Annotated in this window: 11 protein-coding genes and 1 tRNA gene; 5 read left to right on the top strand and 7 right to left on the bottom strand. The window is 38.7% G+C overall.

The window, feature by feature from the left end; all coding sequences use genetic code 11:
• Positions 1–6 precede the first annotated feature (6 nt).
• The gene (argS, locus tag AC27G3_RS06955; protein ID WP_487120077.1) at positions 7–1,746 is read right to left on the bottom strand and encodes an arginine--tRNA ligase; all 1,740 of its coding nucleotides are present in this window, start codon (positions 1,744–1,746) and stop codon (positions 7–9) included.
• Between the two features lie 310 nt (positions 1,747–2,056).
• Positions 2,057–3,637, bottom strand: coding sequence for a peptide chain release factor 3 (gene prfC / locus AC27G3_RS06950; RefSeq protein ID WP_487120076.1), 1,581 nt, complete (start codon positions 3,635–3,637; stop codon positions 2,057–2,059).
• A gap of 342 nt (positions 3,638–3,979) precedes the next feature.
• On the opposite strand from prfC, the gene AC27G3_RS06945 reads away from it, so the two are divergent.
• Positions 3,980–4,540, top strand: coding sequence for a type II secretion system protein (locus tag AC27G3_RS06945; protein WP_487120074.1), 561 nt, complete (start codon positions 3,980–3,982; stop codon positions 4,538–4,540).
• Between the two features lie 51 nt (positions 4,541–4,591).
• Here the strand turns inward: AC27G3_RS06945 and AC27G3_RS06940 are convergent, their stop codons facing one another.
• The 5 genes from AC27G3_RS06940 to aceK form a co-directional block, all read right to left on the bottom strand.
• Positions 4,592–4,831, bottom strand: coding sequence for a hypothetical protein (locus tag AC27G3_RS06940; protein WP_487120072.1), 240 nt, complete (start codon positions 4,829–4,831; stop codon positions 4,592–4,594).
• 183 nt (positions 4,832–5,014) lie between these two features.
• Positions 5,015–5,479, bottom strand: a complete 465-nt coding sequence (gene rimI / locus AC27G3_RS06935; protein WP_487120070.1) for a ribosomal protein S18-alanine N-acetyltransferase — start codon at positions 5,477–5,479, stop codon at positions 5,015–5,017.
• Positions 5,470–5,931 (bottom strand): hypothetical protein, encoded by a 462-nt coding sequence (locus tag AC27G3_RS06930; RefSeq protein WP_487120068.1) that lies wholly within the window; start codon positions 5,929–5,931, stop codon positions 5,470–5,472. The genes rimI and AC27G3_RS06930 overlap by 10 nt, the downstream gene beginning before the upstream one ends.
• Positions 5,932–6,077: 146 nt before the next feature.
• Positions 6,078–6,154: transfer RNA gene (locus tag AC27G3_RS06925), tRNA-Trp, on the bottom strand.
• Between the two features lie 120 nt (positions 6,155–6,274).
• Positions 6,275–8,008: a bifunctional isocitrate dehydrogenase kinase/phosphatase gene (gene aceK / locus AC27G3_RS06920; protein ID WP_487120066.1), complete on the bottom strand. Its 1,734-nt coding sequence runs from the start codon at positions 8,006–8,008 to the stop codon at positions 6,275–6,277.
• Positions 8,009–8,223: 215 nt separating this feature from the next.
• Here aceK and queA point away from each other — a divergent pair, with 215 nt between their 5' ends.
• From queA to secD, 4 genes are all read left to right on the top strand, one after another.
• Positions 8,224–9,270 (top strand): tRNA preQ1(34) S-adenosylmethionine ribosyltransferase-isomerase QueA, encoded by a 1,047-nt coding sequence (gene queA, locus AC27G3_RS06915; protein WP_487120410.1) that lies wholly within the window; start codon positions 8,224–8,226, stop codon positions 9,268–9,270.
• Between the two features lie 102 nt (positions 9,271–9,372).
• Positions 9,373–10,488 (top strand): tRNA guanosine(34) transglycosylase Tgt, encoded by a 1,116-nt coding sequence (tgt, locus tag AC27G3_RS06910; protein WP_487120408.1) that lies wholly within the window; start codon positions 9,373–9,375, stop codon positions 10,486–10,488.
• A gap of 82 nt (positions 10,489–10,570) precedes the next feature.
• Positions 10,571–10,906, top strand: a complete 336-nt coding sequence (gene yajC / locus AC27G3_RS06905; protein WP_487120064.1) for a preprotein translocase subunit YajC — start codon at positions 10,571–10,573, stop codon at positions 10,904–10,906.
• A 137-nt stretch (positions 10,907–11,043) separates the two neighbouring features.
• On the top strand, positions 11,044–12,891 hold the full coding sequence (gene secD / locus AC27G3_RS06900) for a protein translocase subunit SecD (protein WP_487120062.1): 1,848 nt from the start codon (positions 11,044–11,046) through the stop codon (positions 12,889–12,891).
• Positions 12,892–12,904: the final 13 nt, after the last annotated feature.

Below are 12,904 nucleotides of genomic sequence, written 5' to 3'. Positions count from 1 at the left end.
TTCTTTTTACATGCGATCCATTACTTCAATGCCTAGAATATCTAAACCTTGTTTTAATGTTGCCGAAATTATCTGACATAAAGCTAAGCGTGATTGTTTAACATCAGGCTCAATGCCTTCTTTAAGGATAGGACATGCTTCATAAAAACTCATGTATAAACTGGCTAATTCATACAAGTAATTACATAACAAGTTAGGGGTACATTCGCTAATAACCGCATCAATCACATCTTCTAATTGCAATAATTTTAATGCTAAGGCTTTCTCTTGTGGCGCTACTATATTGATAGCTTGAGGCGCTTGCGATAAGTTTACATCAGCTTTATTAAATATAGATTGGATACGAGAGTAAGCGTACTGTAGGTAAGGGGCTGTTGCACCTTCAAAGCTTAACATTGTTTTCCAATTAAAAATGTAATCACTAGTTCGGTTTTTCGATAAATCAGCAAACTTAACAGCGCCAATACCAACTTTACTGGCAATATCGGCTAACTTTTCTTCACTATAATCTGGATTTTTTTCACTAATAACTTCTGCTGCACGAGAGACAGCTTCATCTAATAACTCAGCCAGTTTTATCGTGCCGCCAGTACGGGTTTTAAATGGCTTACCATCTTCGCCCATCATCATGCCAAATGGACAATGTTGGTAACCTACATGTTCAGGTAAAAAGCCTGCTTTGCGCGCCACTACTTCGACCTGTTTAAAGTGAAGAGACTGGCGAGCATCGGTAAATATAATGATGCGATCCGCTTTAAGTTTACCGCTGCGGTAGCGACAAGCAGATAAATCGGTTGTGGCATATAAATAACCTCCTCCTGATTTTTGCACGATGAAGACTGATGGTTCACCATCTTTATTAGCCATTTCATCAATAAAGACCACTTTAGCGCCTTGATCTTCTACTGCAATTTCTTTTGCCATTAATTCATCAATAACTTCGGACAAGTCATCGTTGTAGGCACTTTCGCCCATGATGTCAGTTCGGCTAAGTGATACATTCAGCTTTTGGTAAATTTCTTCACTGTGAGTAATGGAGATATCGATAAACTGCTGCCACAACTTTGCGCATTCTGCGTCGCCGCTTTGTAGCTTCACTACATCTTCACGTGCGCGATCGGCAAAACCTTCTTCTTCATCAAAGCGAATTTTCGCTTCTCGGTAAAAATTTTCTAAATCACTAAGGGCTGTTTCTGCAACTTCATTACTGGCTAACTTATCGCTTAAATGAGCGATTAACATACCAAACTGCGTACCCCAGTCACCCATATGATTTTGACGGATAACTTTATCGCCTCTAAATTCAAGCGCGCGTACCACTGCATCACCAATAATGGTCGAGCGTAAATGTCCTACGTGCATTTCTTTAGCAAGGTTTGGCGCTGAATAATCAACCACAACCGTTTGCGGCTTCGTACGTTGATTAACTCCAATATGGGCATCTGTAGCGATATGATTCAGTTGCTCGCTTAACCATTTTTCTTCTAAATGAATATTAATAAATCCAGGGCCTGCAAGTTCAATTTTACTGGCAATACCGTCGAGGTTAAGCTTTTCAACTACTTCAGTTGCAAGCGCGCGAGGATTTGTTTTAAGTTTTTTAGCCGCGCCCATTACACCATTGGCTTGGTAGTCACCAAACTCTGGGCGACTTGAAAGGCTTAATGCTGGGTTTGTACCTTCAGGTAAACCCGCTGCTGTCATAGCAGCGCTTACTTTTTCACTTAAAATTTGTTTAATATTCATTAATAGACTCTTTCATTGTTATTTAGCTCAATACCGACATCAGCGTACCGATTGATATTTATCAACGCACGCATTTAATCAGCCTTGAACTCACTCACTGTAAAAATAGAGTAACTCACAGTGAGTCATTTATTTTGTTTTTGATGCCTTTGATAAGGGGCATCAAATATGTTGTATCTATAGCATATTTTGCAAAAAGATAGCGTTATAGCAAGGCGCTTAATATTTTTATAAGAGAGCTTAGTTGACTAAGTGACTGCATAAAAACTATTAAGCAACGCCGCTAGAACGTTATATACGACACCAAAGTTTAGTGTTCACGCGTTGCGTGGAAAACAATTTCTGGATGCCTTTCTTGCGCTAACGATAAATTCACCATTGTTGGTGCAATATAAGTTAAGTTGTCACCACCATCTAATGCTAAGTTATCGCCGGCTTTCTTTCTAAACTGCTCTAAGGTACGCTCGTCATCACATGTACACCAGCGCGCAGTCGCGACACTAATGGGCTCATATAAAGCATCTACTTTGTATTCAGATTTTAAACGTTGTACTACTACTTCAAATTGAAGAACACCAACGGCGCCAACGATCATGTCGTTATTAATTAACGGCCTAAACACTTGTACAGCACCTTCTTCAGATAATTGAATAAGACCTTTTTGTAATTGCTTGGCTTTCAATGGGTCGCGCAAACGAATACGGCGGAACATTTCTGGAGCGAAGTTCGGTATACCACTAAACTTCATCATTTCTCCGCCAGTAAAAGTATCACCTATTTGTATGCTGCCATGATTATGTAAACCAATAATGTCACCTGCAAATGCTTCTTCTACATGTGCTCTGTCGCCAGCCATAAAAGTCACAGCGTCAGCAATTTTTACGTCTTTATTGGTACGTACTTGACGCATTTTCATGCCTTTTTCATACTTGCCTGAACAAATACGCATAAAGGCAATTCGATCTCGATGCTTTGGATCCATGTTTGCTTGAATCTTAAAAACAAAACCTGAAAACTTATCTTCTGTTGCTGTAACTTCGCGAAGATCAGTTGCTCGAGGTAGCGGTTTAGGTGCCCATTGGGTTAACCCATCTAACATGTGGTCTACACCAAAGTTACCTAAGGCTGTACCAAAGAATACAGGTGTTAACTCACCGGCTAAAAAAGCGTCTAAATCAAATTCATGCGATGCACCTTCAACAAGTTCCATTTCGTCTCTAAAGTCTTGAGCAAAAGGTCCTATAGCGGCATCGAACTCTGGATTGTTTAAGCCTTTAATCACTCTTTTTTCTTGAATGGTATGACCCAAACCTGACTGATATAAATAAACTTCATCGGTGAGTAAGTTATAAACACCTTTAAACTCTTTACCCATACCTATTGGCCAAGTAATTGGCGCGCAATTAATATTCAAGACTTCTTCAACTTCATCCATAACTTCAATGGGGTCACGCACATCACGGTCCATTTTGTTCATGAAGGTAATAATGGGCGTATCGCGCAAACGAGTTACTTCCATTAGTTTAACAGTACGTGCTTCAACACCTTTGGCAACATCAATTACCATTAAGCAAGAATCTACTGCTGTTAACGTACGGTAAGTATCCTCAGAGAAGTCTTCATGTCCTGGAGTATCGAGTAGATTCACTAAACAATCATTATAAGGAAATTGCATTACGGAAGTGGTAATAGAAATACCACGATCTTTTTCCATCTCCATCCAATCAGACTTCGCATGTTGACCCGATTTTTTACCTTTTACTGTACCCGCTTTTTGTAAAGCTTGACCAAAAAGTAACACTTTTTCAGTGATAGTAGTTTTACCCGCATCGGGATGCGAGATAATGGCGAAAGTTCTACGAAGATCAACTTCCTGCTGCTGTACAGACATGCATATTACCTGTTAAAAATGGGTTGTTGGCGCTTTTATAAAAAGTAAGCCGAAGAAATAAAAATTAAAGCGCGACATTATAGCTAAAATCTGAAATAAAAGTAATGGTAGAAAGCACAATTGCACAGAAAAAATGCGTTTAATGCAGGCAATTATGGGTGTCATGTTCAAGTCTAAGGGGATTAGATAATTAATTTAAAGGCTAAGCATTCAAACAAGGTAGCTGTTTGGAGGTTGAGGCGAGAGCATTAAAGGCTTTTACTTCCAACTTGTTTAAAGAAGCTAATCGAATTACAATTAAGTTGTATATTGAATATTTAAATTAGGTTTGCAGGTGCTTAAATGAAAAATAAAGGTTTTACCCTCATTGAACTGGTTGTTGTTATTGTTATTTTAGGCATTTTAGCCGCCACTGCACTCCCTAGATTTATTAATGTAAGTCAAGATGCGCACGATGCGGTAGCTAAAACCCTTTTTGCTTCATTTAAAAGCGGTGTCTCGCTTTACCATAGCTGCTGGTTAGCCTCTGGTGAAGATGTTGTAGTATTTGATTTAGCCTGCTTTGGTCAAGGTAATATTGATTCAACCTCAACAGGGTTTCCTTTAGGGGAAAGTACTTTGGTAAGTGATGATGGAAATAAACTAACAGGGGATTATTGCCGTCAAATTTGGCAAGGCTTACTAGCCGACAATGAGTTTCAACTGGCTGTTCATGCCGATTCATCTTTTGGTGGCACAAATGATATTATTTACTGGTATTCAAGTCCAGATGCTACCTTAGCATCAACCTATTGTTACTATAATTACATTGCTGACAATACAGCTAAAGGCCAAGAAAACTGGCAAATGCGCTATTATCCGGCAACAGGCGAAGTTGAAGTACGACGTGCAACATTAAGCTAAAATTTTATAGTTATAGCGCAATGAACTACTTTGCTCTGACATTTTGTTTTATCAGTTAAACAAGGAAATAATATAGTCACTTTCTTGGTGATCTATTAACTGTTTTTGTGCTGATTTCAACTTTCTTTGAGGCGACTCACCTGCTAATTGCTGCTCTAATAATGATAAACAGTCGCTGTTATTTAACTGAGTTAACTTACTTAGTTGATCGAGCGCTTGCTTTAAAAGCATATTAGCAACTTGATCATTAGACAATGCGGTATCGCTTTGTGGTGATATTTGAGTAAACATACACTACTCACTTTGAGTCAGTAATAAAATAATAAATGATAGAATAGAAAGTTACAGGCTAATAAAGTAGGGCGATTGTGTAGTAAAGTGCAATAAATTGTTATCGCATAATTATTGAACAACTAACGCAGTGGTTGGTTCGTTGAAACAGTAGGTATGATCACATAGTTCGTGAGGTTAGTATTACAAGGTTTTTGTCATTACAATAGCGTCTTCATAACCAAAGCCTGTTGCACTTGGGTAATAGCCACTTCTTCTGCCAACTTCAATAAATCCCTGATTGATATAAAGCATTTGTGCACTAATATTTTTAGCACGAACCTCTAAATGTACTTTCGTTAGTAGCAGTTGTTCGCATTGCTGGAAAAATGATAATAATAGTGCTTTACCGTAACCTTTTCCTTGATGTTCAGGAGGAACACAAATATCCATTAATGTACCTTCGCCAGCCACATGTTCACCAATATAAAACCCTATAATATCAGCATTTTTTGAGGGGGCATTAAGGGTTGAAAATTGCCCGAAATAGCGACTGCCAATACAGCTTTTAAAAGTTTTTTCATTCCAAGGGTGAGAGTGACAAGCACTTTCAATCGGCATTAACTTGGCAACATCTGCTAAGGTGATTTGATGAAATGTTAATGACATATCAATGACTTATCTATAATTAATTGCCATAATTGGCGTTTTAAAGTGGATGACTTTTCTAACTGTGTGATGCTGGGCGTAATTAAAAGGTTGTCAGTAAAATCTAGTTTGCCTGTAAGGCAAAATTGCCAACGAAACAAACCTAGGTTAACTGTATTATTTTCTACTGTAATGGCCGAAATTGGTACGCCAAATGTCATTAAAATATCGCTAAATAATGGTTGGCTAGTGAGCGCTGATAATTCAACCTTGGCTATGGTGTCAGTAGGGGCTTGATGGTGTTGTTCTGTTTGTTCTTGATTTTTATTAAGTGATTGCGCCTTAAACTCAGGCGCTGACGATGCTAAATCACTTGTTGTTTGAGCTGCATGCTTTGTAGAGAACTTTTTTGACACCCATAATGGAATTTCCATTGCATTAAGCACATCAAACTGTCGTTTACTTACTGTCATAACAAAGGGCCAGAATTAAAGTTGATATTGAAAATTGTCACTTAATAATACGGATGATACTACTGGCAATATGATGACAGAATTAAATAGCAACTCAAGAGAAATAAGAAAATAGGCGTGATATTGACGTACAATAGAAGAGAAAATGGCAGGGGTGGAGAGATTCGAACTCCCAACCGTCGGTTTTGGAGACCGCTGTTCTACCAATTGGAACTACACCCCTGCAACAGGTGAAGCATTATACTCAAGGAAGTTAAAAGGTAAAGTGGAATTTGCTAAATATTTTTTGATTGCTTGAATATTCAGCAAATCCTAGTGTTTTGTCAGTATTTAGATGTCGGTATTAAAGTTTTTCGTCATGCAAATTACAAAACCTTAAATGGTCAGGGTAGGGGAATACGTCTTCGACAATACCATTTGCCACATTTTTTTGACAATGTTGCCAAAAAGATGCCTCAAGTAATTCCGGATGGTGTTTCATAAAGGCGGCTCTGTATTTAGGGTTAGCTAATGCAAAGGTTGCTAGTTCTTCTGGAAACATATCGCCAGGGGCAACAGAGTACCATGGCTCAGCCGCATAAATTTGTTCTTCTGTCATCGGCGTGGGTTTAACTCTAAAATTAACTTCGTCCATATAAGTAATTTCGTCATAGTCATAGAAAATTACTCTACCATGGCGCGTAACACCAAAGTTTTTCAATAACATATCTCCGGGAAAAATATTAGCAGCAATTAACTGCTTAATCGCTTCACCATAACCGTAAATTGCCATATCAAGTTCGTCATCTGTCGCATCGGCAAGGAACAGGTTTAATGGCACCATTCGACGTTCAATATACAAGTGGGCAATAATAATTAAATCACCTTCGTAGCGAATAATAGAGCTAGCGACTTTGTTGAGTTCTTCAAGTAGTTCATCAGAAAACCTATCTTTGGGAAATGCGACTTCAGAATACTCCATGGTATCCGCCATTCGCCCAACGCGATCGTGCAACTTAACTAAGCGGTATTTTCCTTTAACATCTTGTTTGGTCATGTTTTTACTGGGTGAAAACTTATCTTTAATAATTTTAAAAACATAAGGATAAGAGGGCAAAGTAAATACTGACATCACCATGCCTTTGATACCTGCGGCTAACACAAACTGGTCGTCGCTCGATGCTAAATGGTTCAAAAAATCACGATAAAATTGGGTTTTCCCCTGTTTATGAAAACCGATAGCTGAATATAAATCCGCACGAGTTTTATGCGGCACTAAGCCTTTTAGAAAATCAACCAGTGCATGAGGATGCTGACAATCTACAAAGAAATAAGCACGAGCAAAGCCAAACACAACTGCCATCGACTCACCTTCGGTAAGTAAAGCATCAATATAAAGACCGCCTTTTTCATTATTTAATACCGCGACAATAAAAGGCGTTTCTCCTGCTGGAGATATGACTTTACCAATAATATAAGCGCCTTTATTTCGATAAAAAACAAAATTGAGCATTTCAAACTGCAGATCTTCTAACTGGTAGCGAGTTTTATGTGCTTGCTTTCTAAAAGCACGAATAAGGGTATTGATATCTCGCTTCAGGTTTTCATAAGGAACTTTAAGTTCATTGCGGTTTAATATATCGGCAATGGTCTGATAAAGCCCTTTTTCTGAAGGTAAATAACGGGTAAAAATTTCAGGGGGCTTTCGTTGAGATAATCGGCAGCTGCTCTTCACAAAAATATAGGCGTTATGGTAATACTCTCGTTCAAAAAGATGACAAAAAACTGAATTGTAAAAACTTTCGGCTAATTCAGGTTGAAAATGTTTTTCTAGCAACTTCACGTAAGAAACTTTTACTGCTTGCCATAGTTCACCATTAAGTTCATCTATTCGGAAGTCTTGTTTAATGGTATCAAGAGTTTCAGCCACTCGAAGATCATAAAAGTCGTTGCGAGATTTTGCTGCTAATTGCACTTCTGCCCATTGACATTTTTCAAAGCGTTGTTGCGCTGATTGAGTAATTTCACTAAATAAATATATATGGCGGTCAAAGCCGTTAAGCACAGTTTTAGCTATCGCAAAGGCAAGGTTCATCATAGTGTTTCCTAATTCGTTATTACTGAGCATCTCTGTTGAGCATACGTTAAAAAAATATTTTTGGGCGATAAACTTTGTTGAATTTTGATTATAAACACAATTAATTTTACTCTTATCATGTTTAGCGCCTGTAAATCGCGTTTTAACTTGCTATTAAAAGGGCGCAGCACTAAAATAACGCGTTTTTTTATCGACTATTTACCATTATGAAAGCCATGCGTGTTGCAGATTTTTCCTTTGATTTACCTGAAGAGCTTATTGCTCGCTACCCAAAAGCCGATCGCAGTGCGAGTCGCTTACTTACGTTAGATGGTAATACTGGTGAATGTGTAGATACTAATTTTTTAAATTTGATCGAACAAATTCAGCCGGGCGACTTATTAGTCTTCAATAATACCCGTGTGATCCCTGCAAGAATGTTTGGCCAAAAAGCCACAGGCGGAAAAGTAGAAGTCTTGGTTGAGCGCTTAATCGACGAAAAAAGCGTATTGGCTCATATACGTGCGAGCAAATCCCCTAAAATTGGTAGTGAAATACTACTAGAAGGCAAAGTAAAAGCGACTATGGTAGCGCGTCATGGTGCGTTATTTGAACTTAACATTCATGGCGAACAGTCGGTACTTGAAGTTCTTGATAATATTGGTCATATGCCACTACCGCCTTATATTGATCGCCCTGACGAAGACAGCGATCGTGAGCGTTATCAAACGGTCTACAATGAAAAACCTGGTGCTGTTGCTGCACCAACGGCAGGCTTACATTTTGATGAAGCCATGTTAGCCACATTAAAAGCGAAAGGGGTTAACTTTGCCTTTGTTACCTTGCATGTCGGTGCAGGAACGTTTCAACCCGTTAAAGTGGATGAAATAGCAGATCACGTTATGCATGCTGAATACGCTGAAGTGCCAGCAGAAGTTATTAAACAAATAACAGCAACAAAAGCAAAAGGTTGTCGCGTAATTGCGGTAGGAACAACGTCTGTTCGATCATTAGAAAGTGCAGCGAAAAAAGCGCAAGAAAATGGCAGTGAGTTAGCACCATTTTATGGTGATACCGATATTTTTATAACTCCTGGCTATCAATTTCAACTTATTGATGCGCTTGTCACTAATTTTCATTTATCTGAATCAACATTATTAATGCTAGTGAGTGCATTTTCAGGCTATGACAATATTATTGCTGCTTATCAACATGCAGTGGCTGAAAAGTATCGATTTTTCAGTTACGGCGATGCAATGTTTTTAACCAGAAAAACTGTGTGATCAATTCGTAAAAAAATTCGTAAATAATGCCGCTAGCCTGTTTCGCTAGTGGGCAAGGAGAAAGCTATGAGTGCTTCTAAAGCAAGTGAAGAAAAGAATAAAATGCAGTATGAATTAATGACTACTGACGGTAAAGCGCGACGAGGTAAATTAACTTTTGATCGCGGCGTTGTTGAAACCCCTGCATTTATGCCTGTAGGTACTTACGGTACGGTAAAAGGCATGAAAACCGACGAAGTTGAGGCGATAGGTGCACACATTATATTAGGAAATACCTTTCACTTAATGTTACGACCTGGCACTGAAATTATTGAACAACATGGCGGGTTGCACGGCTTTATGAATTGGCACAAGCCTATTCTTACCGACTCGGGTGGTTTTCAAGTATTTAGCTTAGGTAAAATGCGTAAAATTACCGAAGAAGGTGTTCGTTTTAGTTCACCTGTAAACGGTGAAAAAATTATGCTAACACCAGAGCGCTCAATGGAAGTACAACGTAGTCTTGGCTCTGATGTCGTGATGATTTTTGATGAATGTACGCCGTATCCTGCTAGCCATGATGTAGCAAAAAAATCGATGGAGCTATCGCTTCGTTGGGCGCAACGCTCTAAAGATGCACATGGTGATAATCCTTCTGCGTTATTTGGTATTGTCCAAGGCGGTATGCATGAAGATTTACGAGAAATCTCTATTAATGGTTTAAAAGACATTGAGTTTGATGGTTACGCTATTGGTGGTTTATCGGTCGGTGAGCCTAAAGAAGATATGATCAGAATTTTAGATCACACCACCCCCTTGATCCCTGAAAATAAACCCCGATATCTTATGGGAGTTGGTAAACCTGAAGATTTAGTTGAAGGTGTTCGTCGTGGTATCGACATGTTTGACTGTGTTATGCCAACACGAAATGCTCGCAATGGTCATTTATTTGTTAATAACGGCGTAATCAAAATAAGAAACGCTGCACATAAAACAGATACCGGACCATTGGATGACACTTGTGACTGTTATACCTGTAAAAATTATTCACGCGCGTATTTGCATCATTTAGACAAGTGTAAAGAAATACTAGGCTCACAGTTAAATACCCTGCATAACTTACATTTTTATCAAAAAGTGATGCAAGGTTTGCGTGATGCAATCGAGCAAGGTAAATTAGACGACTTTGTTGAAGAATTCTACGCATTACGTGGATTACCTGTACCCGAATTGAAGTGAAAAAAGTGAAGTAAAGGTGGGTGAAAAACATCACCTTGTACAAGAGTTTATTTATTATTAAAAAGAAAAATATGAGGATATTATGAGTTTATTTATTAATACAGCACACGCCGCAGCCGCACCAGCACCAGCAGGTGGTGGTATGGAAATGTTGATTATGTTAGCTGTTTTTGGTGTGGTATTTTATTTTATGATTTACCGCCCACAAGCTAAACGTGTAAAAGAGCATAAAGGCTTAATGTCAGCACTTTCAAAAGGTGATGAAGTGTTAACTCAAGGCGGTATTGTAGGTAAAATCGTTAAAGTTTCTGATGAAAAAGATTTTATCGTCATCAGTGTAGCCGAAGGTACAGAAGTTGTACTTCAAAAAGCGGCTATTAATGCAGTATTGCCAAAAGGCACCATGAAGTCTTTGTAGTTATTATTTGTATTGCTAATTTAAGTAGTAATAGATAAACGTTGCTGCCTAAATTGGTGTCGTACTTAGCGTTAAAGAAATGCTAGGTTTTAGCTATTGATATAACGTTTAAGAAATAAAATTTATAAGGATAACTTGTGTTAAATAAATATCCATTATGGAAAACACTGATGGTGATGTTTATTGTCGCCCTTGGTGCACTCTATGCTTTACCTAACATTTATGGTGAAGATCCCGCTGTTCAAGTTTCAGGCCTTAGAGGCGTTGAAGTTGACCTTGCCACTGTTGACAATATCCGCACTCAATTATCAGAACAAAAAATTACGTCTCGCAGTGTCGTCCTAGAAAACGGCCAAGTGTTAGTGCGTTTTAACGATACTGAAGAGCAGCTAAAAGCACGCGATTTACTTGATGAAAGCTTAGGTGATAGATATTCAGTAGCACTAAACTTAACGCCCGCAACACCAGCTTGGTTAGCAGCGCTTGGCGGAACGCCAATGAAGTTAGGTTTAGATTTATCCGGCGGTGTTAGCTTCTTAATGGAAGTGAACATGCAAGCAGCAATCAATAAAGCGGTTGATGCAATGGTGGGTGACTTTAGAACTGATTTACGTAGTGAAAAAATTCGTTACCGCAGCGTTAAGCAAGAAGGCGATAATGTTATTGTTCAGTTCCGTAATGTAGAAGACCTTAATGCAGGTTCTTCGTTACTTGAGAAAAGCTATCAAAACATGGTTTGGCTTGACAACGAAGACACGCTTACACTTAAAGTGTCTATGTCAGACATTAAAATCAAAGAAATTCGTGACTATGCCCTTCAACAAAACATTACCATTATTCGTAACCGTGTAAATGAGTTAGGTGTTGCAGAGCCATTAGTTCAACGCCAAGGTAAAAAGCACATAATTATTGAATTACCGGGTGTGCAAGATACGGCAAAAGCAAAAGAGATTTTAAACGCGACGGCCACTATCGAATTTAGATTAGTTGATCAAACCGGTGATATCGACCAAGCGGTAAAAGGGCGTGTACCAGCAAGTTCAATTTTACTGTATGAACGTAATGGTCGTCCGGTATTATTGAAAAAACGCATTATGCTAACAGGTGATCATATTACCGATGCAAAATCTGGCTTTGATGAATACTCTCGCCCGCAAGTTAATATTTCATTAGACTCAGGCGGTGGTAATAAAATGTCTAACGGTACCAAAAATAATATTGGTAACCCAATGGCAACAGTATTTATTGAATATAAAGCGACGGATAAAAAAGATGCTGATGGCAATTTGATTTTTGAAAAGCATCAAGAAGTGATCAGTGTTGCGACCATCCAAGCGCGCTTAGGAAAAAGCTTTCGAATTACAGGGGCAGGTAGTCCAGCAGAAGCGCATAATCTAGCATTGCTACTTCGCGCCGGTGCATTAATCGCGCCTATTCAAATTGTAGAAGAGCGCACAGTAGGTCCAACATTAGGGGCTGAAAACGTGCAATTAGGCTTTCAAGCAATTCTTATGGGCTTTGGCTTAGTCTTTATTTTTATGATGGTTTATTATCGCGCATTTGGTGTGGTAGCTAACTTAGCATTGGGTGCTAACTTAGTGCTAATTGTCGGTGTAATGTCGTTAATCCCAGGTGCTACTTTAACCTTACCGGGGATGGCAGGTATTGTGTTAACGGTTGGTATGGCGGTAGATGCAAACGTACTCATATTTGAGCGTATTCGCGAAGAAATGCGTGAGGGTAAGTCGATTCAACAATCGATTCATCAAGGTTACGAAGCTGCGTTTTCAACCATTATTGATGCCAACATCACTACATTAATTGCGGCAGTTATCTTGTTTGCAATTGGAACAGGCCCGATTAAAGGGTTTGCAGTAACATTGTCGATTGGTATTTTAACCTCAATGTTCACTTCTGTAGTAGGTACACGAGCTGTAGTTAATATGATTTGGGGTGGAAAAAGCCTCAAAAAGCTCTCAATTTAGTAAAGGGATAAGT

This window comes from Colwellia sp. SU-HH01217 (assembly GCF_057543495.1).
The sequence above is the reverse complement of the archived record's forward strand: the minus strand, read 5'-3'. Positions and strand labels throughout refer to the sequence as shown.